Origin of the sequence: Proteiniclasticum sp. (genome assembly GCF_032054185.1) — a bacterium.
Taxonomy (GTDB): Bacteria; Bacillota; Clostridia; order Clostridiales; family Clostridiaceae; genus Proteiniclasticum.
Window position 1 is genome coordinate 1,162 of record NZ_DAMBTF010000028.1, and the last position, 24,379, is coordinate 25,540.

A 24,379-nucleotide genomic window follows, 5' to 3' on the forward strand; every position below is an offset into this window, starting at 1 on the left:
AAGCGGTGCAAGAATAACCAGCGCAGCTCCACCTTCAAGGAACATACCAACGAAGAGAAGCAGAAGATTGATGACCAGCAGAATGACAATCGGACTGTCTGTCATGTTCACCATGAATTCTGTAATCATCTGTGGGATTCTTTCCAGTGTGAGGTAATATCCGAATACTTTTGCACTGGCGATGATTGCCATTACAGCACCGGTACCCTTAACAGTATCCATAAAAATCATCGGAAGATGTGATGGTTTCAGTTCTTTGTAGATAAAGAAACCGACGATCACCGAGAACAGTACCGCAACTGCTCCAGCTTCAGTAGGTGTGAATACACCCATACGCATTCCCATGATGATTCCAAAAGGAATAATGAGCGCCCAGATTGATTTGATCAGCTGTCTGAAGATTTCGCCCGGCGAAGACATCTTTGCTCTAGATGGCTTATAGTCTCGTTTTACAGCGATCAAATGGACTGCTATCATCAGAACGATAGTCATCATGATTCCTGGCATGTATGCCGCAAGGAACATATCGCCTACAGTAACATTTGCGATAAGTGCATAAAGAATCAGATTTGTTCCTGGTGGTATAACAGGACTGATGGCCGATGAAGCTGCAGTGATTGCAGCTGAGAATGGTTTGGAAAAGCCTTTCTTTACCATTTCAGGTACAAGTATTTTAGACTGCATAGCTGCATCTGCATTTGCAGATCCTGAAATTCCGCCCATGAATGCGCTCAGAAGAACATTAACCTGAGCAAGACCACCCTTGGTGTGTCCGACCAGTACATCCGCAAAATCCATGAGTGCACCTGAAATGCCCGAATAATTCATGACCGAGCCCACCATGATAAAGAATGGAACGGCCAGATACGGGAAAGATTCGACAGCGGTTACAAACTGCTGTATGACCATCTCCATCGGCATAGATGTATTGATGAAAATAAAGTAAAATAATGACGCGCCCATGAGCGCAAATGCCACTGGTATATTCAGAAAAAATAGTACGAAAAGTACGATAATTGGTAGTAATGATTCCATTATTCTTCAACCCCCTGATCTTCCGGATCACCAATCTCAAGTTTGATGTCCTTACCTGTGAAAACTTTTCTGATGCTTTGAACTAGGAAGTATATTGAATATGCTGTGATTAATGCAAAAGAAATTACAATCGATACATATATGTATTTATATGAAAATTCAAGTGCAGCTGTGATCTTTGTGGAATTGCTGAAATACTTATAGCTCAGTACCAGCATTGTCGTAGACAGAACTGTAACCACTGCCGATGTGATCATGACGATAACGGGCTGGAACTTATCTGGTACAAGATCCGTCAGCACTTCTACACCGATTAAACCCTTTGTTTTGTAGGCGTTAGCAAAGCCAAGAAAAATTACCCATACAAAAGCTGCAACAGCGACTTCTTCAGACCAGTTCCATGTAAACGACAGGAAATATCGTGTAAAAACATTAATGATTACTAGGATAGTCGTCACTGCAAGGAATACAGCGCCGATATATAACTCAAAGTTCACTAAGAACTTTCTTAAATTCTTTTTCATCTTATCCTCCTATAATACTGAAACAAATATCTTTGTTACATAATTTCAATAGCATTCCCCTTCGAGAAGGGAAATGCTATTGTTTAAAAATTAATGATCTAAGTTCTTATTGTTCTGCCTTGATTTTCTCCAGTTCTACAAGAATCTTTTCATAGATTCCAGGAGTCCACTGTGGGAACTTAGTATAGACAGGTTCTGCTGCTTTAAGGAATGCTTCTGCATCAACTTCATGGAAGTTTACACCCTCTGCTTTAAGCAGCTCAGCAAATTCGTCTTCAGCCTTGATTGTCTCATCTAAGTTGTCCTGCATACCTTTTTCAAACTCTTCGGAAATAATTGTTCTCTGCTCTTCTGTCAGTGATTCCCAAAGTTTTGTTGAAGTTGCAACTGTTGATACTCCAAGCAGATGGTTTGTTAAGGAATACTCCTTGACGTTCTCATACTGCTGTGTACCATAATAAGTCATAATGGATCCTTCGACACCATCGATTACACCCTGCTGTATTGCAGCATATGTATCAGGATAAGGCATTGAAACCGGATTTCCACCCATAGCTTCGATTGTAAAAGTGTACAGCTGGCTGGTAGGAACGCGTATGTTCAGTCCCTTCATGTCAGCAGGTGTCTTTATTGGCTTCTTGGTCATCATGCTTCTGAAACCGAAAACCCAGTCAAGAGAAAGAACCTTGATTCCATGTTCAGCTTCGATTTTCGCATTAAGCTCCTGAACAAGTGGAGTCTTTGTCATAGCAAGATACTGGTCGAATGTTGTATAAAGGAATGGACCAGTTACAGCGTTATAATCCGGAACATAGTCACCAAGGAAGTTTACACCATCTACCACTATCCAGTCTGAACCAGCTACAAGCTGTTCCATACCATCTTTTCCGATAGGAAGTGTTCCACTTGTAAACAGCTCCATCTGAAGTGAACCGTTGCTTCTCTCATTGATTGCGTCAACAACCTTAACAAGAGATATAGCAGTCTGTTCATCTTCAACGAACTTTGTGCTGATGGTGATTTTTCTTTTCTCTGTAGCTGCAGGTTCTTCCGCTCCAGGAGTTTCAGGAGCAGATGGTGTTTCAGGATCTTTACTGCCACAAGCGACGATGGTAGTTGCCATTAACAGAGTTGCAAGCAACATTGCGATTTTTTTCATGAAGTATCCCCTTTCTTCTGTGGCGTTTTTGCCACACATAAAAATATCAGATTATCCACAAAAAATGTAAGTCCGCATACCCACTGTTACCAACCTTTACACCGCGTGAGAATCTGCGTATCACAATTCCTGTAAACTTTCCAGTCAACTAATGTTAACACAATGTTATTTTCATGTAAAGGTTTAAATATATATTTCAGCAGTTAAATGCTTAGGCAATCAAAGGATTTAATATCGGACCATATCTCTCACTATAAGAATACGCGAAAAAAAGAGATCTTAATCAAGACCTCTTTTATGTGATTTCTGTTATTCAATTAAACTCTTTCCATGTACTCCCCAGTACGTGTGTCCACTCTTATTGAATCTCCTTCATTGATGAAGAATGGAACCATGACCATTGCGCCGGTTTCTACGGTTGCAGGTTTAAGCGCGTTGGTTGCTGTATTACCCTTGATTCCTGGTTCTGTTTCGGTAATCTGCAGTTCAACAAAATTCGGTGCTTCAACTGAGAAAGCTTCACCCTTGTAGAACTTGATCACTGCAAAATTGTTTTCCTTCAGGAACTTGATGGCATCTTCCACTTTTTCATAGTTGAGAGGAATCTGTTCGAATGTCTCCTGATCCATGAAGTAGTATAGCTCACCGTCATTATAAAGGTACTGCATTTCCTTTCTTTCAATGACAGCTTCAAGCAGCTTTGTCGTAGGATTGAATGTGGTTTCTGTGGTGCCACCTAAAATAACATTTCTAAGTTTTGTACGAACAAACGCTGCACCTTTACCTGGCTTGACATGCAGGAATTCTAGCACGACATATACATTCCCTTCATGCTCGAATGTTGTACCTTTTCTTAATTCACTAGCTGAAATCATTTTTTTACCTCCAAAATTCCCCTTATTATAATCAGATATCAATCAGTATCGACATCGTAAACAGAAGGTTAGGGGTTTCCTGATAAAGGTTTGCCTTCTGTCTGTATAAGTGATCTTTCTGCAATTAACCAAGGATATTTTATCAGATTGACTTCTCTTTGGCAATAAATATTGAATTTGTCCTGATGAAGATAAATCCGTTATCAGAACTCCTCAGGAAATCTCTCTCTGATCAAGCCCAGTATCTGTGTAAGATTCAACTCCAAATCCTCTGCTCCGCAGAGGTTGATCTGTGCTTCTTTATAAATATTCTCCCGTTTATTCAGAAGACTCTCAGTGGATTTAAGTGATGAAGACAGCGGTCTTTTACGGTCATTCTCCAGTCTTTCCCATAAATCACTCACATCATAGTGAAGATATACTGTAATACCGGATTTATTCATGAGTTTCATATTCTCGTTATAAACAGGAAATCCGCCACCGGTGGATATGATGAGTCCCGATTCTGACAACAATTTTGAAAGCAGCTCTTTCTCCACTTCCCGAAGCTTTTCTTCTCCCTGAAGTAAAATGATCTGTTCAGGTGTGCAGCCGAATCTTTTCCTGATTTCCTCATCTGTATCCATAAATACTCGCTTCATTTCCTGCGCGATCAGTCTTCCAAGGGTACTCTTGCCGCTTCCCGGCATACCGACTAAATATATATTCTTCACAAATCAGACTCCCTTACTGATCAGCTTAAGCTGACCATCTTCCTCGATGACCTTGACCTTTCTGAGATAGTTCAGACTTTTGTCCAGAACTAGAATCATATCTGTTCCATCTTTATTATAACTTGAATCGTATGTAATAGTGAAGATGTCTATAGAAATGTTCCGACCAGATCTGATATAAACCAGGAATTCCTCAGCATTTACAAAACGCGCGTTCAGAGAGGCTTCAATAAATTTAAGCGATACATTGAACTCATGAACCCGGACATCCATGGAATAGATTCCCCGTTCAAGATAAATATGGCTTCTGAAAAGCCTGTGGTTTCTAATCAGAAATGTACTGCAGAGAATCAGTATCATCATCATATAGATCATACTGCCTTTTTTATGTTCCAATGTCATACCCTCTTTCATAGGTCACATCCGGGAATATAAGTGTGATCAGAAGAATGTCGCCGATCTGATTCATTTCAACCTTCACGAGATCGTGACACAGTTCCTGAAGTGTCGTTCCATATAGATAAACAAGCCTTGACCCTCTCTGCTGAAGTATGATTTCATTTCCCACAACATAGTTCTCTTTTCGGATATGCAGCATATCTCCTGAGAGTGCGAATGACTGTGCATGGGTATAAAGATCCACCTTCAGCACTTCAAATGTGTGATATGCATAATCCGTATGTTTGAGGAAAGAGAGGTTCTTTTTATAGTCCGTCCTGATTCCGATATAAAGTCTGAACGATGTGCTCATGAAAAACACGGATAAAGCCATGTACATCATGAACTCCACCAGAAATCTACCGCTTTTATCTTGATATTTCATAAGATGTCCTCTCTACGCCTTTGAAGTAACCCTTTATCAGAGTCCTGTCTTCAAGTTTTTCGATGGTGATATAGTTGTCCCCTTCCCTATGTTCCTCAATTTCATATACAGATAAACTGCCATACGCTCTTTCCTTTTCGCAGGATAATGCCCCGCTTTCAATGAGGAGATAATATGCTTCCACCCTGTAATCAAACGCCAGCATATTCTCCAGCTCAGCTCTTTTTGTGCGCATCCTTCCTGCCTCTTCTGTGAGCACAAGAGAACACATGAGGATGATCAATAGCCCACCTAGAAAAAACACATTTATAAATCCTTTTCCACATCTTTCCATCACATTCTCTTCTCCCACTCAATCACTTCGGACTACGGATATCCATGGTCAGTGTACCCAGATGCACCATGATGTCACGTTCAAGTATGCCATTACGATAAAAAGAGATGCGTCCGTTCTGTGACCCAGTTCCGTTAATGAGAAAACTGAAGTTTGTCGTGGATGTGAATTTCGGATCAAAATAGGATCCATAAAAGATCCTCACCCCTTTATCTAAATAAATTCTTTTTGTTACAACCTGCTTATGATTCATGTGAAAAACAAAGTTTCCGTCTGTTCTGATCTGACTGCCTTTCATCGTGGATGCAGACTCCCTCATCTCTTCATTGATGAGACCGAGCAGCATGACAGGAGCTTCCTCTACGCTTTCTGAGAATTCTTTTGGGAGCCCTGAGGAACCCATCACGATTAAGATGCCCATGATGAATACACAGATCATTCCTTCCATGAGAAAACTGCCTCTAAAGGTTTTCATAGGCATCCAGCATGGGAATCATAATGAGAAACGACACCATAAATACAACAGCGCCCATGATTACAATCGATAAAGGCTCAATCATAGCAGTTCTCTTTTTCAGAAAATCTCTGAAGTAGACTTTCTGAAGTTTGATGTATGATTGAAAAGCCACATGGTAGTCTCCTGTTTCTTCGGCCATGGTAAGATATCCCACAAGCAGTGAAGAATAACCTTCTTCTCTGAACGCCTCTTTGAACCCTGTTCCTTCTATGATTCTCTCTGCAAGTCCGTGGCACGGATATCCTTCTCCTTCCAGGAGCTTGAAGCACTCCAGAAGATCCAGCCCCCCTCCGGAAAGAAGCTGAAGCTCATCTATGAATCTGAGCTCCTGATATTTTTTCATGTTTTTTCCAAGTACGAGGCGGAACAGTTTTTCTTTATCTCTGAGATTCAGAATGCCACATGAGACGATGAGTATAAGAATCAGACTCATAAAACCAAAGGGAATTTTTCGCCCGATTTCGTATATGACAGCAAGAATTTTGTTCTCTGTACCAAGTCCCATGAGCATCGTATGTAGTGGAGGAACAATGTAATATACGGCCGCTAAAAAGAATATCACAGCTGAAACAAGGAGCAGCAAAGGATACAGGAGGACTGTCATTATTTTTTCTTTAAGCTCCCTTTCATCCTTCAGTGTAATATGAATCGACTCAAATGTACCCGCTATATCTCCCGTTTCTTCTGCAAGTCTGATCAGACTCAGTTCACGATCTTTAAATACATTGAGGGATTTCATCGCGTCACACAATCGGAGACCATCAAGAATCATCTCTCTCAGTTTCAGATCGGTTTTATCTTCTGAGATCACGAGTGCCTCGGTCAGGCTGATTCCGTTTCTCAGATAATTCCCTTTTTCATAGAAGAACTTCTCTTTACTGAATTTTTCTTTACTGATTCTATTTATCCTTTGAAAAAACACGATCTTCGTAAAATTCCATGCAGCCATTTACTCTTCTCCTTCCACGCTCAAAGTATAGCTTCTGATTCATTACGGTTGTGAGGGATACTGAAATGTATTCTTCACTGATTCCGAAATCCATTATCCTTCGTTTTGCACTGTCAAAATCATGTGCATGTATGGTCGATATTACTCGATGACCGGTCAGTGAAGCTCTTATGAGTGCACCTGCGGTTTCACGACTTCTGATTTCACCTATACAGATATAATCCGGGTCCTGCCTCAATGCGGCGAAAATCGCCCTCTCATACCCGAAACCCGATGTCTCATTGATCTGCGTCTGAACAATACCTTCAATCTCCCTTTCAACAGGATCCTCAATAGAAATCACTTTCAGCCGTTCATCTCTCAGTTTCATCATCATGGCATACATAGTTGTGCTTTTCCCCATTCCTGTCTCCCCACAGATGAGAAATATTCCCGTTTTCTCAATCAGCCTCTTCATGATCTGTGACTGGGTCATGGGAGAAATACCAAGGTTTTCAAGTGTAATGAGTTCCTTTCTGAAAAGTCTAAGGACAAGAGACTCTCCATGTATGCAGCGGAGCGTGCTGACTCTCACACTGAGATTTCCGGTTTTCAGTATTCCATCCTGAGGCATTCTTTTTTCCGAAATATTCATCTGAGCCATAGCTTTCGCCTTCTGCACCAGCACCTGATATTTGAGATGATCCATTTCATACAAAGGGACCAGGTCATCCCCATTTCTGAAATACAGATTCACAGTAGTTCCGGAAGGAATAAAATGAATATCTGAAGCACCCGCTTCGATGCCCTGACTGATGATCTGGTCCAATTCCATAATTCTTTTCACCTCCAGTTTGTATTTATTATGGGAATTAAAGATTTGTTTATGCAATATTTGGTGGGATAGAAAAAATAAGATATAATTAGATTTGATTGCAGAGCAATGTGCAAAAAGTACAACAAGGAGGAAACGCGGAAAGCTTATCCGTGAGAAATTAGAAATGGCATTAGATGGGATTTTTTTCAGTAATATAGTCAAAGAACTAAAAGATGAGCTGATCGGAGCTAAGGTGAACAAAATTTCGCAGCCTGAACTGGATACAGTCATTCTGCAGATGAGGGGAACCGGCGGCAACAGAAAACTTCTGCTCACATCGAACAACGCTTATGCGCGTATACATTATACGGACATCGCAAAAGAAAACCCCATGCAGGCTCCACTATTTCTCATGGTTTTGAGAAAACATCTCGTGGGATCAAAACTCGTCGAGATCAATCAGGTAAATGGAGACAGACTCATCAATCTGAATTTTATCGGATACGATGAATTTGGCTATGACCAGGCATTTACTCTCTCCATCGAAATGATGGGAAAGCATTCCAACATCATACTTATCAGAGACAAGGAAGGAACCATCGTTGACTGCATAAAGCATGTTTCATCGCTGAAAAACTCCTACAGATCTCTGCTTCCGGGAAAAACTTATGTGACTCCACCAGAAAGCGACAAGCTTGATCCTCTGAATTACACAGATGACGAACTGAGAAGCTGTCTGGAATCACTTGATTTCGAAGAAGACTTTTTCAGCAGGACCTTTGCAGGGGTATCCAAAAAGACATCCCATTATATCTACAGCATTTATCAGAATGAAGATCCGATGGAATTCACCAGGCACATACTTGAAAGCCTTGGAAAGAGCAGCCGCTTCTTCATCCTGAAATCTGAAAAAGGTTTTGAGGACGTGACCAGTTACCCCTTCAAGGAAACGTATCTGGAATTCGACTCACCATCCCTGGCTCTGGAAACCTTTGTCAGCGAAAAAGATGCTAAGGATAGAATCAAATCCAAAACCTCAGACCTACAGAAGATCCTCAACAATAATCTGCAGAGAGTTAGGAAAAAAATTGAGCTGCTTGATAAGGCCATTGAAGACTCAATGGATAAGGATGAGTTCAGGCTTAGAGGAGAAATCCTGTCAGCAAATGTGTATGCCTTGAAGGACGGTATGGAGAAGGCTACACTTCTGAACTATTATACCAATGAAGATATCGAAATCAGGCTCAATTCCTCCAAAACGATCAGTCAGAATATCGAGGTCTACTACAACAAATATAACAAGAAAAAACGTTCTGAGGTAATGGCCAAGGGGCAGAAGATACTAGCCCTTGAGGAAGAAGACTACCTTGTCTCCATACTTCTTTCACTGGATAACCTGGAAAACGAAAACGAAATACAGGACATCCGTCAGGAGCTCATGGTTGCAGGCTATCTGCGGTTTAAAAAACCGAAAAGCAAGAAAGAAAAAATTTCAAAACCCCTGCATTTCAGATCGTCCGAAGGCATCGACATCTTTGTGGGCAAAAACAATACCCAGAATGATTACCTCACGACGAAATTTGCAGGCAGACACGATACATGGCTCCATACCAAGAACATACCCGGTTCCCATGTCATAATTAGAAGCGACGATTTTAATAATGAAACATTACTTGAGGCGGCAAACCTTGCTGCATATTTCAGCAAAGCCTCTAAATCCACCAAGGTCCCTGTAGATTACACCCTGGTGAAGCATGTCAAAAAACCTTCTGGGGCGAAACCAGGTATGGTTATCTATTCAACAAACAAAACCTTATATGTGGATCCGGAGGCACCTAGAATTCAAAGACAAGAATAGCATTAAGAGGTGTTAGACATGACTAAGGTAAAAAAGAACAATGAACGTAAAAAGATAACCGACTACTCGATCAAAGTACTCAACGGTATGGCGCAGGGCTTATTCGCATCGCTGCTCATAGGTCTCATCATCAAGCAGCTGGGTACACTTTTAAATATCGAAACACTCATCAGCTTCGGAACCATCGCTCAAAGTCTTATGGGTCCTGCAATCGGTGCTGCTGTCGCTTTCAGTGTAGGCGCACCTCCCTTGGGGATATTTGCATCAGTAGTGGTCGGTGCCATCGGAGCAGGAACATTTACACTGACCGATGGTGCCATGGTCGCTAAAATCGGAGAACCGGTTGGTGCACTCATCGCCTCACTTGTTGCAGCCGAACTGACCAAATTTCTGAAGGGAAAGACAAAAATCGAAATCGTTCTTCTCCCTCTAGCAGCCATCGTTGCCGGTGGCCTGGTCGGATTTTATATTTCGCCCTTCATCGCAGCCTTCATGACTTTCCTCGGCAGTCTGATCAACCGTGCAACTGAGCTTCAGCCAGTTCCCATGGGTATCATCGTCTCAACGGTCATGGGTATGGTCCTGACTCTACCGATAAGCTCGGCAGCCCTTTCAGTATCTCTAGGGCTATCAGGAATTGCTGCAGGCGCTTCGACTGTTGGCTGTGCAACTCAGATGGTCGGATTTGCAGTAGCCTCCTTCAGAGAAAATGGAATCGGTGGACTGGTCTCTCAGGGCATAGGTACATCCATGCTTCAGATACCAAATATCATACGAAATCCGAAAATCTGGATTCCCCCTACACTGGCATCAGCAATTCTTGGTCCGATAGCCAGTGCGGTATTCAAAATGGAAGGATCAAAACTAGGTGCAGGAATGGGTACATCAGGGCTCGTGGGACAATTCGACGCAGTGAGTGTCATGGGTTCAGATACACGAACCATCATGCTGATCATCCTTATGCACGTCATTCTTCCAGCAGTTCTGACGCTGGTCATATCAGAATTCATGAGAAAGAAAGGCCACATCAGACCCGGCGATATGAAACTGTAAACAAAAAAAAGCTGGCTAACATCATGTTAGTTCAGCTTTTTTAGTTTGCAGTAATTCAAATCTCTCTCTCTTCATGCAACCTGATTCCATTCTTGTCAAAAATCCTTCTCAACGCCCGTTCTGTTATGGGAATTACCGCAAGCAGTACAGCCATCTGAAAATAGAAAAGAATCAGCATATAGTCTTCGTATCGTTCTGTTTTCCTTAAGCCGATAATGATCGGCAGTGACAGGATAGTCATAATCATTCCACTCTTACTCCACACCTGACCCGAGTACCTATGTGCAAATTTCCAGGTATCCTCGTTTAAACATGACATCCTTGTGCGATACCCATATAGTGCATTAATGTTCTTGGGTGGTCTTTTTATGAAAATATGTCCAAATCCGATCATTGTAAGAGAAAGAAGTACTGTGATGGAAAGAGAAAAAGCAAGCATAAATCACCTCGTTTACAGGAACTGTTTTTTCAAAAGGTTATCCATAGCATCAGTATCCATAGCCTTTATGGTGCTTACAGCAAGTTCCACAGAAGAATCGATGTCTTCATGTGCAGCATAGGAATAATGTGTATGTACATAGCGGGAAGGTATGCCAACAACAAGTACAGGGACAGCCTTTGCTGCCAGATGAATCTTCCCGGCATTGGTGCCTCCACCTCTTCTCACTGCACTCTGAACTCTGATCTCATTTTTTTCCGCTACATGCTTTGCCAGACGGATGAAACCGGAATGACTGACATAACTCTGGTCCAGATGCCTGATCTGAGCTCCTTTCTTCAGTGCTCCCTGTGCATTGAACTCGTCGTAGTACATATCATCAGCCGGAGACCCTTCAAACACAATGGCAAAATCCGGTCTGACGACCTGAGCTGTAACCTGTGCACCTCTTGTTCCCACCTCTTCCTGTGCAGCTAGAGCCCCGACGACATCGCAGGAAAGCTCCATAGTACTAAGCCTTTTCAAAGTCTCGATTACAGCAAGGCATCCTATTCTGTTGTCAAAAGCCTTACCCAGCATGATTCCATTCTTTTCGTTATAGGAGAAAGTGACATCAGGTGAAACAGGATCACCCGGGTTAATTCCAAAATCATCTATGACCTCATCTCTGCTGGTGCATCCGACATCAATTTTCAGCTCTTCCAGATGGATTTTTCCGTCAGTCTTTTCTTCCGGTGTCATGAAATGAGGCGGTTTTGATACAACAATCCCTTTGATATATTCACCTTTCTGCGTTTTGATGATCATGCTGTGCGCTGGAACATTGCTGCTCACCCACCCACCAAGAGGAACGATGCTCAGAAGACCTTTGTGATCAATGGCCTGCACCATAAATCCCACTTCATCAAGATGCGCGTCAAGCATGATTTTAGGCCTGTTTCCTGTATTTCCCTTAAGTTCAACATAGACATTGTTCATGGCGTCCATGGTGACATCAAATTCTTCCGTATATTTCTTGATGACCCTGACCACATCCTCTTCAAATCCTCCAGGACCAAACGCGTTGGATAACTCTTCCATAAATTTTAAATCTGCCATTTATTCATAACACTCCTTTTCTTCCGGTATGATTCTCCCTTTTGATACAGGCTTCGTCTCATTTGTCGATCTTCTTCATCTGTTCGAAAAGCTCTCTCGTCTTTGACTCTTCGCCCAGATTGAAGATAATTCTTTTGCCGTCTTGGACAAAAGAGATATAAGGTGAGACATCCGCATCGATAAATAGTCTGACTGACCCGAATTCTTTCATTCTGAACTGCCCACGAAGCATAGAACCAATGGCTGACCCGTTTGTCCTTCTTGTGATTTCAGGTATCTCTTCAAGTAGTGTGAGTTCCTTCACTTCTGTCCACAGATAGGTATCTCCATACATTCCATGGATTTCCATTCCCGATTCGTCAATGGTGACTCTTGTATCTCGTGAGGAGGCATACATCATGTATCCCACAAAAAGGAAGGTGCCTCCTAAGATGATGACGATAAGATACGTCTGAATCTTACCTTTTCTAGTCATCATACCCTGTTCATCATGCATATTCCCATCATACTTCTGTGCTCTGACAATGAGCACCATTGTGGATAAACCGAAGAAAACAAGAACAGGTATCAGCTCAGTTTCGGATCCGAAAACCCTGAACATGCCTGCTATAAAAAATGCAGCGGCATTGCTGTATCCATAGTAGCCCATAAGTCTCCCCAGAGAAACAACGTCTACATTTTCTTTCTTTTCTTTGGAATAGGTATTGTAACCGGAAATCAGAAAATAGGCTTTGCCTTTATGCACGACAAGCCCCATAATCAGCATAGTGGCGGCCATCAGTAGATAGAAAAACATGATTTCTCTCCTTCTTCCTATTGATAATAAATATCAATCAGTATATCTGTAATAGTGTTTTGTTTATCTTGATGATACACCAAAGCCAGACGGTAATCCATGTAAATATGGAAAAACAGATCAGAATATTTCTATTCCAACCTGTTTCTGATTTTCTCTTATATCTGATTTTTCAGGCTAAGGAAGTAATGATGCGACAATAAAGAATACGATGGACAGTACAATTGACACTACTCCGATTTTCCAGTACAGTGCGTTCTTGTCGTTTCTGCTTTTTTTCATGTTTCCCCCCTATGTTCTGTGTCTTATACCATCAGGTAAGCTGTTCCCATTCTGTTTCATTAAATCCGACTAAAACAAGTTCATCTCTGATCAGTACCGGTCTTTTCACAAGCATAGGATTTTCTGATAGCAGTTTTAGAATCTCCTCATCCTTATAAGTCTTTACCTTATCTTTCATCTCGAGATCACGATATACGGTCCCGCTTGTGTTGAGCAGCCTTTTAATCGGCAGACCGCTTTTTCTGTAGATTTCTCTCAGCTCATCCAGCGTCAGATTGTCTTCAATAATTTCCCGATACTCAAATTCCAGATTATGAGCCATGAGAAATTTCTTGGCTTTCATACATGTCCCGCATCTTGAATAGCATACCATCTGCATTTATATCCCTCCGTTAATTCTGATTCTGCTGCCTTTACCTGGCAAAGTACTCACTTCCAGTCTTCCTGGAATTCTGTCCTTAAGTTCGGTGACATGTGATATGATACCCACGATTCTGCCGGACATATTGAGTTCAAGAAGGCTCTCCAGCGCGTTGTCCAGTGAATCCTGATCCAGTGAACCGAATCCTTCATCAATGAAAATCGTTTCCAGATTCACACTGCCTTTATGACTCTCAATAAAATCAGAAAGCCCCAGCGCAAGCGACAGAGAGGCTTTAAAGCTTTCTCCACCTGATAAAGACTGTACATCTCTCTCTCTCCCAGTATACTCATCAAAGACATCAAGTCCAAGTCCTATTTTTTCTCGTCTGTTCTCAGTTTCGTTTCTTCTCTTGAGCTGATATCTGCCTTCGGTCATTTTTCTCAGTCTTTCATTTGCTCGGATGAGTATCCCTTCAAAGTAATACGACTGGACGAATGTTTCAAATCCCATGCCCAGATTGGCTGTATCATAAAGGTCCTGAATAACCGCAAGTTTCTCTTTGTTTTCAAGATATTTTACGTGAATTTCACCCAGCCTCTCATGGGAACGTCTGAGATTATGCACAAGAATTCCCGCTTCCTTCAGATATAGATTTTTATCTGACAGAGTCTGCTCTGTTTCCTGAAGATGGGTACGTATCGGAGCGAGATCTTTATGACGCAGAGTATCTCCTTTTGCACGGAGATTCTCATATACGCCTTTAGCCGCATTATATCCCTTGAAGAAAGATACAATTTCTTCGTCAATCTGGTCTATCTCTGAAACCTTATGTTTATTCATTTCATAGATATCTCTTGGTACTTCTGCTGATTCCAATTTTTTGAAGAACTGATCTTTTAACCCCTTAGCTGTTTCATGTGCTGAAATAAGGGTCTGGTTCAGTGCACTTTCCTGTCCGTTTAAGTTCTGGTCCTGATTGTAGCATTCCTCATAGCTCTTTTTTGCCTGTTCAAGTCTCAAGCTGATATCCGAAATGATCCGATCCAGTTCTTTGATCTGGGCACTCAGCCCAAAGGATTCCTTAGGGACCCCTTCATTCTGAAGCGAACGTATTTCCCCTTTCAGGTCATTGATCATGGCTTTTGCTTCATCACTCGCTTTGATGAGATCGTCAAGGGAATCAAGGTCTTTCCTGCAAACTCTGATCCTTTCATTGACAGTATCAAGGTTAGTGGTGCATCGGTTTACGGAAGTCATGTTTTCAGCAAGTTTATTTTCCAGCCTTCGGTATTTCTCTTTCTCATCGCCACCGATGATACGAAGATCATCCAGTTTAAATGTGTTTATTCCGTTCTCATCCCCCATGATGAAGATTTCTTCAAGCAGATCTTCATGATTTCTGATCCAGTTTTTCACATCTGACTTCTTCTCCTGAAGCGCTTTTTCAAGGTTTCTCTTCTTTTCTTCAAGATTCTTAAGTGTAATCTCATCAAACTCCTGAACGTCCCGAATGACCGAAGGATGATCAAGTGATCCACAGACCGGACATGGATCATTGTCTGTAAGTTCTGAACGCAGTATCTGAGCGTAGGACTGATTTCTTTTTTCAAGTTCATGAAGATACGCATTGCTTACAACATCAAGATTTCTTCCCAGATTTTCTTCTTCTTTTCTCAGTCTGATGATGTTATCTTCCACTTCGTCACGTTTCTGCGCTTTATTGAACAGTGTGACCATGGTCTTCAGACGGCTGCTCGACTCCTGAAGCTTCATTTTGAGTTCCATCTGACAGACCTTTTCATCATGAAGTTCTCGGGATGCCACTTTCTCATCCTCCATAAGAGCGGACAGATCCCGTTCTTTTTTGCGAAGAAAGGCAAGTTTTTTCTCGAATTCAAGTCCTTTCTGATTGAGCTTTTCCAGCTGAAGATTTGCTTCAGAGAGTCTTTTCGATTTCAGAAGCAGATCTTCCAACCTGTTTTTCTTCGTCTTCTTTTCATCAAGATTGATGGCTTCGTCGGTAACCGCTGTCAGAGTTTTTCTGCAACGATCAAGATACTGTGCAATCTTCTTTCTGTCCTCTGACAGAATTGTGATATCTGTCTGGAGCTTTCTGATTTCGCTTTCCTTATCAGCCAGCTGTTTTTCCGTATGGGTAATCATTTCAATCTTTCTCAGAAGTTTCAGTTCTTTTTCCTTGTCTTCAAAAGTCTTCTTCAGATTACGGTATTTACCGTATTCTTCACGCACTTTCTGGAATGTCTCGAGATCCGAATTGTTCTTCTGCGTTTCGGTGATTTCTTTCTCAATCTCTTTCTGCCTTTGCGTCAATTCGGAAATTTCCTTCTGCATATGGGCAATCTCTTCTTCAGCTGATTGAAGCATCTCCAGAAGAGCATCGGGTCCCATTTCGATGTCTTTGCCTTCCATCCCCGCTTCCTTTAGGATCTCATTGAATTTCATGACCAGTTTGCGGTCAGCTGCTCTTGAAGCGTCATAACGCTCTTTAATCATCCACTGCAGCTTTTCATACTGCTCTGTAGAGAAAAGTTTCTTCAGAATATCTGACTTGTCTTTAGTTCCGGCAGTCAGGAATTCACGAAATTCTCCCTGTGGAATCATCACAATTTTTTTGAACTGATCCAGATTAAGTCCGATGATCTGCTCAATCTCCGTATTCACTTCTTTGATTTTGACAAGAAGCTTCTCGGGATCGTTCTCGGTATAGAAATAGGCCTTGTTGACGCCCTTTGCAGTCTCCACTCTCCGGACATGATAAAGCTGTCCTTTGACTTCAAATGACAAAGAGACCTCCATTTCCTCGTTTTCCTCAGCCATCTGGCTTCTGAAGCACTTTGCCTTGGTTCTTGTTTCTCCGCTTCCTTCACCATATAAAGCGTAGCATACCGCATCAAATATCGAAGTCTTTCCCGCTCCTGTAGGACCTGTGATGAGAAAGATCTTGTCTTCGTATAATGGCCTGAAATCAATTTCCGTTTTTTCCTTGAACCCAAGGAAACACTTGATGGTCAGATCCAGTGGTTTCATAGAATACTCCCTCCTTCCAGACTTTCAACAATTTCTCGGATCACATCCAGGTTTGACTCTTCGATATCCCTGTCATTCTTCAGCCTGTAGAAGTCCTTGAAGAGTTTTGTGATGTCTTTCTTCTGAATGATGCTGTAATCCTTATACTCATTGAGAATCTTGTTCTGATCCCTTTCCCTCTGCAGTTCAAGGATATTGGGAAACTTTACGCGCAGACGCATCATGGGCTCCAGAATCTCTTCTGTATCCTTAAGGATCACTCTGATATAATCTTCCGGATTACCCGTATATTTCATGTTCATTATTTCATTGAAGCTGCCCTGCAGGGTCACCACATCTTTTTCCGGAACCAGAGGAATCTCCTTAAGATCGACTTTCCCGTCTTCATTCAGTTCGATGATGCTGATGCTTTTTCTATGATTTTCTTCAGAAAAGGAGTATTTCATCGGAGAGCCTGAGTATCTGATTTTCCCCTCCACAACCCACTGAGGTTTATGAAGATGTCCTAGAGCCACATAATTGAACGGCTCGAAGACGTTGGTGCGGATATAGTCATGTCCGCCCACTGAAAGAATCCGCTCGGATTCGCTTTCAACAACCGCCTCTTTGTTTGACCCTGCAACAAAACCGTGATAGACAAGCACCTTTCTGTTGGTGTTCTTCTTTACGCTTTCTTTGAATATTCTTTCATAAACAAGTGTGTCATCCCTGAAAGTTTCAAGTTCATAGATTGTCTTGAGATTAGCCGTGTCCCGATATGGAAACAGATAGATTTCCACAGGTCCGAATTCATCCTTTAAGGTGATGCATCTCAGAGGCCTCTTTACGTTGTTTTCCACTGTAAGTCCCTTATCTTCGAGCAGTGAGTTGAGAAATCCCACTCTTTCATGGGAATCATGATTACCTGTAATGAGGATGTTCTTCTTCCCCAGTCTGACGAGCTCTGTGAGAAATCCGTCGTTCACTTTTACTGCATCTTCCCTTGGAATAGACCGGTCATAGATATCCCCGGCTATGATGACTACCTGTGGATCCTCTTCTTTAATGACATTTATAATCTGATTCAGCATTTTTTTCTGGTCCGCCAGTAATGATACGCCATTAAAGTATCTTCCGATGTGTAAATCCGCTACGTGAAGAATTTTCATATCTATAATGCTCCTTTCATCTGTTAACTTAAAGTTTAGCTGAATTATTTTGACAATACAACGCAATCCTACCTAAAATATAGTAGAATAACCTTAGGAGGTGGTGTTCATGCCAAAAAGAATTCGTATGAGTCTCAGGTTAAGTGACGAACCTATGGTTTTTTCTCATGAGCTCGTTCCTGCGGAATTCTCCTATCTTGAGGTCATGGCAGATGCATTTCTAGATGCCTACAGAGATACCGTCGATTACGAGGGGGAAACCCTCACTCAGACCATCGACGAGATCACACGGGTTTACAGGGGCTGCTATGGACCCTTCATGCAGGATTCTTCATTTCTCCTCATGGAGAATGATCAGGTCAGCGCAGGAGTCCTTGTCTGTCTTTATCGTGATGAACCCACCATTACATACACCTTTACCCGTAAGAAAGATCAGAGGCTCGGCTACGCCACGCTTCTTATAAACCGCGCAGCCTTTGAGCTGTATAAAAAAGGCTTCCACTCGCTCTACCTTTATGTCACAGTAGAAAATACAGATGCACTTAGGCTTTACGAATCCATGGGGTTTACAGAAGTACCTATAACCACTGTGTCTGATATCAATATTGATTAACATATTTTGGCGAAATAAGAACGTTTCAGTGAAATATCAAGACCGCATTCAGAGGAATGCGGTCTTATTTTTTCAGTCCTGACTGAAATACGGATTACTGCCCTCCAGGAAAAGCACAGAAAGTCTGTGCATTGCTCGTGTCATGGCAACATAGAGCAGTTTGGCATCCAGCTCTGTGATTTTATATGCATCATTCAGATTCGTTACAATGACTCCATCGAATTCAAGGCCTTTTGCAATGTGCGCAGGAAGGACCACATACCGTTCAGTGAAGTGAACTGCCTTTTCGCCGATCAGGCTGATGTCAAGGTCTTTTGACTGCTTGAGAGCTTTATGCAGATGAGCGGCATCTGCTGCAGTCTTCGTGATGACAGCAATGGTTGTATATCCTTCTTCTGTCCATGCGTTCATGGTGTTCAGAATTCCTCTTATAAGATTTCTTTCACTCATGTATGCTTTAACAGCAGGTTTTTTGCCATGTCTTACAACCGGCTTTGCCAGGGTCAGATCTCTGATGGGTGACCTTGTGAGCACTTCGTTTGCAGATTCCATAATTTCAATTGTCGTACGATAACTCTGCAGGAGTGTGAGATAGTTGGTCTCTTCTTTAAAAATATGATTCTTGAGGTATGTCCAGTCACTTATGGACCGGTACATGTGAATCCCCTGAGAAAGATCGCCAAGTATTGTGAATCTGTCGGTATTCAGGATATTTCTTAAAGCATAGAACTGAAAATCACTGAAATCCTGAGCTTCGTCTATAACCACATACTTCACCCTAACTGAAGACTCCACTCCATAGAGCCTGCTGTGCATGTAGGCCAGCGGTGCAAGATCTTCAATTTCAAGCTCCTTGGTTCTCGCCCTTCTGAGGGTATCTTCGACCACGTACTGCACAACTTCAAAGTCTTTTTCCTCGACAAAACCTGAAATGAAATTTTCGTCCGTCATCAGCTGAAGATAATAGGTGAGGGTATCCTCATAATCCATCTTCCTGAAATAGTCACGAATGAGATTCTTTCTGCTCTTTTTCAGCTCACCGATTCTTTCATCCCTCATTTTCATCAGCTCTTTCAGCTTTCCTCTACGCTCTTCAGATGGAGCTTCTTTAAGCCTCACTCTGTTCATCCTGTTCTCATAGATATTTTCCACTTTCGAAATTCTGCTGCTTACAGCTTCCTTGACCTTACTTTCCAGATACTGTCTGATCTGATCGATCCTCTTGAAGTATGGCAGGTAGGTATAACTGTTATGAAACATATCATCAAGGTATTTTCGGGTATAGAGCACGTCCCCATCAAAGATGAAATCCTCATCCGGAAGAAAGTGCTCACCGAGATTTTTCAGATGTTCTTCAAGGATATCCCTCATCACCATGCTGTTCTTGAATGCTGATGCTCGGATCCTTATATCAGTTTCCTTCTGACTGTCACTGCGAAGAAGCATGGACAGTTTTTCGTTCTGATCTGTCAGCTTGAAGCGTTGACCAAGAATTTCCATCATGAGATCAATAAACGTGGTCTGCCTGACCTTCTCTGCGCCAAGTTCAGGAAGTACACCTGAAATATAGTCAAGAAACAGATTGTTCGGTGCAATGATGATGAAATCCTCAGGACTAAACGAATCGGAATAGGTATAGATAAGATAGGCAATCCGATGAAGCGCAATGGTTGTTTTACCGCTTCCTGCTACGCCCTGAACGATAAGCGGTTTATGGATGTCTGCTCTTATGATGTCGTTCTGCTCGGCCTGAATGGTGGAGACGATGTCCTTCAGCTTGTCACTGGCATGATTTTCCAGTGTCGCCTGCAGAAAGGTATCAGACATGGAAATATCCACATCCACAAAATGCTTAAGCTCTCCGTTTTCAATGGTGTACTGCCTTTTAAGATGAAGATCGATTTCAAATTCTTCTCCATAGGCGCTGTATCTCGTTCTGCCTAGTCTGCCATCATAATAGACACTGGAAATGGGCGCACGCCAGTCGACAACCAGCGGTGTGTCCATAGATTCATCAAATAGAGATATTTTCCCGATGTATATTTCTTCCAATTTGTCCTTATCCGACTGCCTGATATCCATTCTGGCAAAATAAGGGTGATCCTTTGATCTCTTGAGCAGGCTGAAATTCTGCTCAAGTGAATCCAGAAGTTTTGTATTCAAAAGTATATTCGCATAGCTGAGGCTGCTGTCCATATCATCAAGCTCCGTAAAAGCTTCTCTCATATCCTGTCTGTATTTCAGTCTTTTATCCACAACAAGTGATATGATTCTAACGATATAAGATATGGTCTCTTCAAGCCTTGCTGTTTCTTTCTCATAATCTATATGTTCCTTCATAGACATTTTATCCCTCTTTTCGTTTTGTCCATTGTCAGTTAAGATCTCTGATGTATCATATCGATGAAAATCTGACAGAAATCAGTATACCATAGCAGGTCACCCTTGGCATTCCTTCTTACAGTGGTCTCCTCGGAAAATGATAATTTTTTATCCGAATCAGTGTAAAAACTACCTGTTTCACACACTGGAACTTCTCGTTTTATCTGATATAATGGACTTATAAGAAACACAATAAAATAGAATTTTAATCATATAGGTTGCCACGATAGCATCTTGGCACTAAGAGGGAAACAGGTTAAGCCTGTGCGGTCCCGCCGCCGTAAGACTCTTAAGAGTTAATTGATCCACTGGATATTTCTGGGAAGGATAACTCTTTTACATAGTCAAGCCGGAAGACCTGCCTATATATTTTTGAGAATCTCCTCACGGGTCATGAGGTGTCAGAATAGATTGTGTATTTGTTGAACGATCTATTTGCAGCACCCATAAGGGTGCTTTTTATTTTCCCCTTGTACACCTTTTCTCTAAACACCTTCTGCTTTATTGTGTGGATTAATTATTCGTTTGTACGTCAAGTACAGCAAGGAGGAAAAACATGAACAAAAAAATCACATCGGTGCTGATCATTCTGGTGCTGCTCTTGGGTGGCCTGGGCGTTTACAAGGCACTTTCACCAAAAGGTGAAGAAGGCAGCAAAGAAGTCACCATCAACATCATCATTGAAAGTGAAGACATCAGTTTCAGTGAAAGCTTCAGATCTGATGAACTTTACTTGGAAGGTCTGCTTAGACAGTACAGTGAAGAACTTCAGCTCGAGACAGAAGAAACACAGTATGGTCCAATGCTTATCGGACTTAAGGGGTACAAAACAGATATCACGAAAGAATTTTTCAACATTAATATCAATGGGGAAGATGCCATGGTAGGGATAAAAGAAATACCAGTAAATGATAAGGACGTGTACACTTTTGAAGTTAAGGGATTCTAACTTCACCGTCTGGGATATCGTCCTCATCCCACTCCTGAGCGCCACATTGACCGCAGGGAAAATGGCGCTGGTATTGATCCCTAATGTTGAAATTGTCACTCTGCTCTTTATGGTTTATGCTTCGGTATTCGGATTCAGAAAGACCTTTATCGTTGCACTGATTTTTTCAACTACAGAAATCTTCTTTTATGGCGTGCAGACATGGCTGCTGGTTTATTACTTCATCTGGCCGCTCCTGATCGGAATTTCTGCACTGCTTCATCGAAGGACGCATTCAGAATGGCCATATGCCATCACAGCCTTAATTTTCGGACTCACCTTCGGCTTTGTCTTTGCGATTTTCGAATCCTTCTTTTACGGAATTTCCTATGGAATTGTCTACTGGACAAGAGGCATTCCCTTTGACCTAATCCATGGAGGATCCAATTTCGTTGTGGTACTCTTTCTTTTCAAACCTCTCTACAGCCTGCTTACAAGGCTTAGAGACAAGTACCAGCCTCACATGAGGCCTGTAAGATGTGAACAATCAGATAGAAAGTTATTATAAGAAGTAGAACCGGGTCTCTGGATTATTCCAGAGGTCCGGTTCTTTACTATAGGATGATATGAGGGAGATTAAGATGTTAACGTGATTACCAGATCATAATGTGGAGTATCCCCCACAGAAGAATCAGAACAAGGCTGAAAGTCTCCATTAATGTCTGGTTTCTTTTCTTTGTAATAGCCTCATTAAGAGCTGCAGCAAGCATAAGTACAATGCCCGTGATCATCATTACAGGTTTTACCCGCGTATGTTCAAAGTATAAGGATGTTATGAGAAGCAGAAACCCTGTTGAAATCAGAATGAATCCGGTATTTTCTTTAAAGCTGATCTCATTTTGCACACTAACACCTGCCCTTATTTTCTGATTTCCATAATTCTATCATAATTAAGGCATGAAAAACCCCGAACTTCTTCGGGATTTTCCCCCTTTTTATACGAAAATCAAAATTATTTTATTTAAAAAGAGGTGAACAGCTGTCCACCTCTTTTTTCATTTCCATATTATTCATACGATGTTAAGGCGCCATCTGAGGCACAGTCTTGAACGTATAGCCTCTGCTCTTCAGTGTTTCGATCATTCTTGGCAGTGCGTCTACTGTTTTCTGATAAGCGATGTGCATCAGTACGATATCTTTGTCGGTGACGTTATTCAGCACTTTATTCGTGATGTAGTCCTTAGTGATGGTTACCCCTCCCGATGACTCAGCCCAGTCAATGGTGTCTATCGACCACATTACTGTGTACTTGTAACCCTGTTCTCCTGCAATTTTCAGCACTCTGGAATCATACTCCCCAAACGGTGGTCTGAACTGATTAGGTGTGATGCCCAGATAATCTCTGAAAATCTTCGTCGACTGTACAAATTCATTTCTGATTTCACTCTCTGTCATCGTCTTCATATGAGGATGAGTTAAGGAGTGATTCTGGATACTGTGACCTCTCTTAAGAATCTCTTTTGCTAAAGCGAGATTGTCTCTTACCCAGTATGCTCTCAGGAAGAAAGTTGCCTTGACGCCATAACGGTCGAGCATATTAAGCAGTGGGATTGTCGTCGCATACTCCCAGCCCGCATCGAATGTCAGTGCAATCTGTTTGGAACTTGAAGTAACAAGACCTTTCGTGATGACCGTAGATGACGCGTAGGTTCCCTGCTTAACTAAATAAGCGGTATGTGCATATCCGGTTTTTCCTGCATAAGTCACTTTTGCCCAGCTTCCAGAAACACTTAGTACCGTCACCTTGGCTCCTGAAGGCATCACTGCGATAATGCTGTAGCTGGTTCCAGGTCCGCTTCTGAGATTCAGTTCTGCCGTAGTGATTCTGATATCTGCTGATGTCGGTGGATGAGTAGTCGTGCCTGCCGGCTTGAGGTAGCTAAGTGATGCATACCCTGTGCTGCCGCCGTATGTCACTTTTGCCCAGCCGCTGCTGGTACTTAACACAGTCACCTGTGCACCGTTTGGAATAACTCTGATGATGCTGTAGCTTGTGGCAGGTCCGGTTCTCATATTAAGATTTGCCGTAGTCACCATGATGTTGGTAGTAACCTTAGTCAGATAGGAGATGCTGGCATAACCCTGTTTACCGGAATAGGTCACTTTAGCCCAATTGCCTGAGACACTGATCACATTCACCTTAGTGCCTTTAGGGATAACAGCAAGAATACTATAACTGGTACCCGGTCCGCTTCGCAGATTAAGATTCGCTGTGGTCACTCTGATGTCGTCAGCTGCCATAACATCTAAAAGACGGTCGGCATTAGGGTTCCCGTTGAAATCATTTAGAGCTGTAAATCCCGACCACGAGAAAAAAACGATGATAACAAGCAAAATCGAAAACTTTCTTGCCATTTTTTTCATTTCTCTCCCTCCTGAATGAGATTATACATTAATTATACAACCTGAAGTTGTTTAATTAGTATCAATTCAAAAACAATAATGTGAACAAACCATTATGATATAAGGGTTTATCTCTATTCATGCAATGAAGAAATGATAGTCATGATTATATATAAAATACAGAATCATGATAATAATATTCATTTTTATGCATACTATATAAAATTAATAAAACCTCCGTG

At 41.9% G+C, this 24,379-nt stretch carries 25 protein-coding genes and 1 riboswitch; of the genes, 5 read left to right on the top strand and 20 right to left on the bottom strand.

Annotated features, from left to right (window positions below; translation table 11 throughout):
- From RTX25_RS12580 to RTX25_RS12630, 11 genes are all read right to left on the bottom strand, one after another.
- Window positions 1–1,035 (bottom strand): TRAP transporter large permease (locus RTX25_RS12580; RefSeq protein ID WP_312654202.1); only part of this gene is annotated, 1,035 nt, incomplete at its 3' end.
- Window positions 1,035–1,559 carry a TRAP transporter small permease gene (locus RTX25_RS12585; RefSeq protein WP_312654204.1) on the bottom strand — a complete coding sequence of 175 codons (525 nt, stop codon included), beginning with the start codon at window positions 1,557–1,559 and terminating at the stop codon, window positions 1,035–1,037. The genes RTX25_RS12585 and RTX25_RS12580, both read right to left, overlap by 1 nt.
- Before the next feature lie 106 nt (window positions 1,560–1,665).
- Window positions 1,666–2,718, bottom strand: coding sequence for a C4-dicarboxylate TRAP transporter substrate-binding protein (locus RTX25_RS12590; protein WP_312654206.1), 1,053 nt, complete (start codon window positions 2,716–2,718; stop codon window positions 1,666–1,668).
- Between the two features lie 317 nt (window positions 2,719–3,035).
- A complete protein-coding gene (efp, locus tag RTX25_RS12595) occupies window positions 3,036–3,593 on the bottom strand; it encodes an elongation factor P (protein ID WP_312654208.1) in 558 nt (185 codons plus the stop codon).
- A gap of 203 nt (window positions 3,594–3,796) precedes the next feature.
- Complete coding sequence (locus tag RTX25_RS12600) at window positions 3,797–4,306, bottom strand: shikimate kinase (RefSeq protein WP_312654210.1); 510 nt, start codon at window positions 4,304–4,306, stop codon at window positions 3,797–3,799.
- Window positions 4,307–4,309: 3 nt separating this feature from the next.
- Complete coding sequence (locus tag RTX25_RS12605) at window positions 4,310–4,702, bottom strand: hypothetical protein (protein WP_312654212.1); 393 nt, start codon at window positions 4,700–4,702, stop codon at window positions 4,310–4,312.
- Window positions 4,692–5,129: a hypothetical protein gene (locus tag RTX25_RS12610; protein WP_312654214.1), complete on the bottom strand. Its 438-nt coding sequence runs from the start codon at window positions 5,127–5,129 to the stop codon at window positions 4,692–4,694. Before RTX25_RS12610 ends, RTX25_RS12605 begins: the two co-directional genes overlap by 11 nt.
- Window positions 5,113–5,466 carry a hypothetical protein gene (locus RTX25_RS12615; protein ID WP_312654216.1) on the bottom strand — a complete coding sequence of 118 codons (354 nt, stop codon included), beginning with the start codon at window positions 5,464–5,466 and terminating at the stop codon, window positions 5,113–5,115. Before RTX25_RS12615 ends, RTX25_RS12610 begins: the two co-directional genes overlap by 17 nt.
- 19 nt (window positions 5,467–5,485) lie before the next feature.
- The gene (locus RTX25_RS12620; RefSeq protein ID WP_312654218.1) at window positions 5,486–5,938 is read right to left on the bottom strand and encodes a hypothetical protein; all 453 of its coding nucleotides are present in this window, start codon (window positions 5,936–5,938) and stop codon (window positions 5,486–5,488) included.
- Window positions 5,925–6,929 (bottom strand): type II secretion system F family protein, encoded by a 1,005-nt coding sequence (locus RTX25_RS12625; protein ID WP_312654220.1) that lies wholly within the window; start codon window positions 6,927–6,929, stop codon window positions 5,925–5,927. Before RTX25_RS12625 ends, RTX25_RS12620 begins: the two co-directional genes overlap by 14 nt.
- Complete coding sequence (locus RTX25_RS12630; protein WP_312654222.1) at window positions 6,880–7,743, bottom strand: ATPase, T2SS/T4P/T4SS family; 864 nt, start codon at window positions 7,741–7,743, stop codon at window positions 6,880–6,882. The genes RTX25_RS12625 and RTX25_RS12630 overlap by 50 nt, the downstream gene beginning before the upstream one ends.
- A 166-nt stretch (window positions 7,744–7,909) precedes the next feature.
- On the opposite strand from RTX25_RS12630, the gene RTX25_RS12635 reads away from it, so the two are divergent.
- Both RTX25_RS12635 and RTX25_RS12640 read left to right on the top strand, forming a co-directional pair.
- Window positions 7,910–9,583, top strand: a complete 1,674-nt coding sequence (locus RTX25_RS12635) for an NFACT RNA binding domain-containing protein (RefSeq protein WP_312654224.1) — start codon at window positions 7,910–7,912, stop codon at window positions 9,581–9,583.
- 18 nt (window positions 9,584–9,601) lie between these two features.
- Window positions 9,602–10,636 (top strand): PTS sugar transporter subunit IIC, encoded by a 1,035-nt coding sequence (locus RTX25_RS12640; protein ID WP_312654226.1) that lies wholly within the window; start codon window positions 9,602–9,604, stop codon window positions 10,634–10,636.
- Window positions 10,637–10,691: 55 nt separating this feature from the next.
- Here RTX25_RS12640 and RTX25_RS12645 read toward each other — a convergent pair whose 3' ends face one another.
- The 6 genes from RTX25_RS12645 to RTX25_RS12670 form a co-directional block, all read right to left on the bottom strand.
- Window positions 10,692–11,075: an SdpI family protein gene (locus RTX25_RS12645; protein WP_312654228.1), complete on the bottom strand. Its 384-nt coding sequence runs from the start codon at window positions 11,073–11,075 to the stop codon at window positions 10,692–10,694.
- 12 nt (window positions 11,076–11,087) lie between these two features.
- Window positions 11,088–12,173, bottom strand: coding sequence for a M20/M25/M40 family metallo-hydrolase (locus RTX25_RS12650; protein ID WP_312654230.1), 1,086 nt, complete (start codon window positions 12,171–12,173; stop codon window positions 11,088–11,090).
- A gap of 58 nt (window positions 12,174–12,231) precedes the next feature.
- On the bottom strand, window positions 12,232–12,969 hold the full coding sequence (locus RTX25_RS12655; RefSeq protein WP_312654233.1) for a DUF3784 domain-containing protein: 738 nt from the start codon (window positions 12,967–12,969) through the stop codon (window positions 12,232–12,234).
- 313 nt (window positions 12,970–13,282) lie between these two features.
- On the bottom strand, window positions 13,283–13,630 hold the full coding sequence (locus RTX25_RS12660; RefSeq protein ID WP_312654235.1) for a Spx/MgsR family RNA polymerase-binding regulatory protein: 348 nt from the start codon (window positions 13,628–13,630) through the stop codon (window positions 13,283–13,285).
- Entirely contained in the window at window positions 13,631–16,663 is a 3,033-nt protein-coding gene (locus RTX25_RS12665; protein ID WP_312654237.1) for an AAA family ATPase, read from the bottom strand.
- A complete protein-coding gene (locus tag RTX25_RS12670; protein ID WP_312654239.1) occupies window positions 16,660–17,811 on the bottom strand; it encodes an exonuclease SbcCD subunit D in 1,152 nt (383 codons plus the stop codon). The genes RTX25_RS12665 and RTX25_RS12670 overlap by 4 nt, the downstream gene beginning before the upstream one ends.
- Before the next feature lie 109 nt (window positions 17,812–17,920).
- On the opposite strand from RTX25_RS12670, the gene RTX25_RS12675 reads away from it, so the two are divergent.
- Window positions 17,921–18,424 (top strand): GNAT family N-acetyltransferase, encoded by a 504-nt coding sequence (locus tag RTX25_RS12675; RefSeq protein WP_312654241.1) that lies wholly within the window; start codon window positions 17,921–17,923, stop codon window positions 18,422–18,424.
- 72 nt (window positions 18,425–18,496) lie between these two features.
- Here the strand turns inward: RTX25_RS12675 and helD are convergent, their stop codons facing one another.
- Window positions 18,497–20,770 carry an RNA polymerase recycling motor HelD gene (helD, locus tag RTX25_RS12680; RefSeq protein ID WP_312654242.1) on the bottom strand — a complete coding sequence of 758 codons (2,274 nt, stop codon included), beginning with the start codon at window positions 20,768–20,770 and terminating at the stop codon, window positions 18,497–18,499.
- Window positions 20,771–21,004: 234 nt separating this feature from the next.
- A riboswitch (cobalamin riboswitch) is annotated at window positions 21,005–21,187 on the top strand.
- A gap of 175 nt (window positions 21,188–21,362) precedes the next feature.
- Here helD and RTX25_RS12685 point away from each other — a divergent pair.
- Both RTX25_RS12685 and RTX25_RS12690 read left to right on the top strand, forming a co-directional pair.
- Window positions 21,363–21,755: a hypothetical protein gene (locus tag RTX25_RS12685; protein WP_312654244.1), complete on the top strand. Its 393-nt coding sequence runs from the start codon at window positions 21,363–21,365 to the stop codon at window positions 21,753–21,755.
- Window positions 21,736–22,302 (top strand): hypothetical protein, encoded by a 567-nt coding sequence (locus RTX25_RS12690; protein ID WP_312654246.1) that lies wholly within the window; start codon window positions 21,736–21,738, stop codon window positions 22,300–22,302. The genes RTX25_RS12685 and RTX25_RS12690 overlap by 20 nt, the downstream gene beginning before the upstream one ends.
- Before the next feature lie 85 nt (window positions 22,303–22,387).
- Here the strand turns inward: RTX25_RS12690 and RTX25_RS12695 are convergent, their stop codons facing one another.
- Together RTX25_RS12695 and RTX25_RS12700 are read right to left on the bottom strand one after the other, a co-directional pair.
- Entirely contained in the window at window positions 22,388–22,639 is a 252-nt protein-coding gene (locus RTX25_RS12695; RefSeq protein ID WP_312654248.1) for a hypothetical protein, read from the bottom strand.
- Window positions 22,640–22,814: 175 nt separating this feature from the next.
- Window positions 22,815–24,158 carry an SH3 domain-containing protein gene (locus tag RTX25_RS12700; protein WP_312654250.1) on the bottom strand — a complete coding sequence of 448 codons (1,344 nt, stop codon included), beginning with the start codon at window positions 24,156–24,158 and terminating at the stop codon, window positions 22,815–22,817.
- Between the last annotated feature and the right edge of the window lie 221 nt (window positions 24,159–24,379).

Excerpts from the sequence above, each read along its gene's own strand:
- RTX25_RS12585 (WP_312654204.1), bottom strand. The coding sequence starts at position 1,559 with ATGAAAAAGAATTTAAGAAAGTTCTTAGTGAACTTTGAGTTATATATC.
- RTX25_RS12590 (WP_312654206.1), bottom strand. The coding sequence starts at position 2,718 with ATGAAAAAAATCGCAATGTTGCTTGCAACTCTGTTAATGGCAACTACC.
- efp (WP_312654208.1), bottom strand. The coding sequence starts at position 3,593 with ATGATTTCAGCTAGTGAATTAAGAAAAGGTACAACATTCGAGCATGAA.
- RTX25_RS12610 (WP_312654214.1), bottom strand. The coding sequence starts at position 5,129 with ATGAAATATCAAGATAAAAGCGGTAGATTTCTGGTGGAGTTCATGATG.
- RTX25_RS12620 (WP_312654218.1), bottom strand. The coding sequence starts at position 5,938 with ATGAAAACCTTTAGAGGCAGTTTTCTCATGGAAGGAATGATCTGTGTA.
- RTX25_RS12625 (WP_312654220.1), bottom strand. The coding sequence starts at position 6,929 with ATGGCTGCATGGAATTTTACGAAGATCGTGTTTTTTCAAAGGATAAAT.
- RTX25_RS12630 (WP_312654222.1), bottom strand. The coding sequence starts at position 7,743 with ATGGAATTGGACCAGATCATCAGTCAGGGCATCGAAGCGGGTGCTTCA.
- RTX25_RS12635 (WP_312654224.1), top strand. The coding sequence starts at position 7,910 with ATGGCATTAGATGGGATTTTTTTCAGTAATATAGTCAAAGAACTAAAA.
- RTX25_RS12640 (WP_312654226.1), top strand. The coding sequence starts at position 9,602 with ATGACTAAGGTAAAAAAGAACAATGAACGTAAAAAGATAACCGACTAC.
- RTX25_RS12645 (WP_312654228.1), bottom strand. The coding sequence starts at position 11,075 with ATGCTTGCTTTTTCTCTTTCCATCACAGTACTTCTTTCTCTTACAATG.
- RTX25_RS12650 (WP_312654230.1), bottom strand. The coding sequence starts at position 12,173 with ATGGCAGATTTAAAATTTATGGAAGAGTTATCCAACGCGTTTGGTCCT.
- RTX25_RS12655 (WP_312654233.1), bottom strand. The coding sequence starts at position 12,969 with ATGTTTTTCTATCTACTGATGGCCGCCACTATGCTGATTATGGGGCTT.
- RTX25_RS12660 (WP_312654235.1), bottom strand. The coding sequence starts at position 13,630 with ATGCAGATGGTATGCTATTCAAGATGCGGGACATGTATGAAAGCCAAG.
- RTX25_RS12665 (WP_312654237.1), bottom strand. The coding sequence starts at position 16,663 with ATGAAACCACTGGATCTGACCATCAAGTGTTTCCTTGGGTTCAAGGAA.
- RTX25_RS12670 (WP_312654239.1), bottom strand. The coding sequence starts at position 17,811 with ATGAAAATTCTTCACGTAGCGGATTTACACATCGGAAGATACTTTAAT.
- RTX25_RS12675 (WP_312654241.1), top strand. The coding sequence starts at position 17,921 with ATGCCAAAAAGAATTCGTATGAGTCTCAGGTTAAGTGACGAACCTATG.
- helD (WP_312654242.1), bottom strand. The coding sequence starts at position 20,770 with ATGTCTATGAAGGAACATATAGATTATGAGAAAGAAACAGCAAGGCTT.
- RTX25_RS12685 (WP_312654244.1), top strand. The coding sequence starts at position 21,363 with ATGAACAAAAAAATCACATCGGTGCTGATCATTCTGGTGCTGCTCTTG.
- RTX25_RS12700 (WP_312654250.1), bottom strand. The coding sequence starts at position 24,158 with ATGAAAAAAATGGCAAGAAAGTTTTCGATTTTGCTTGTTATCATCGTT.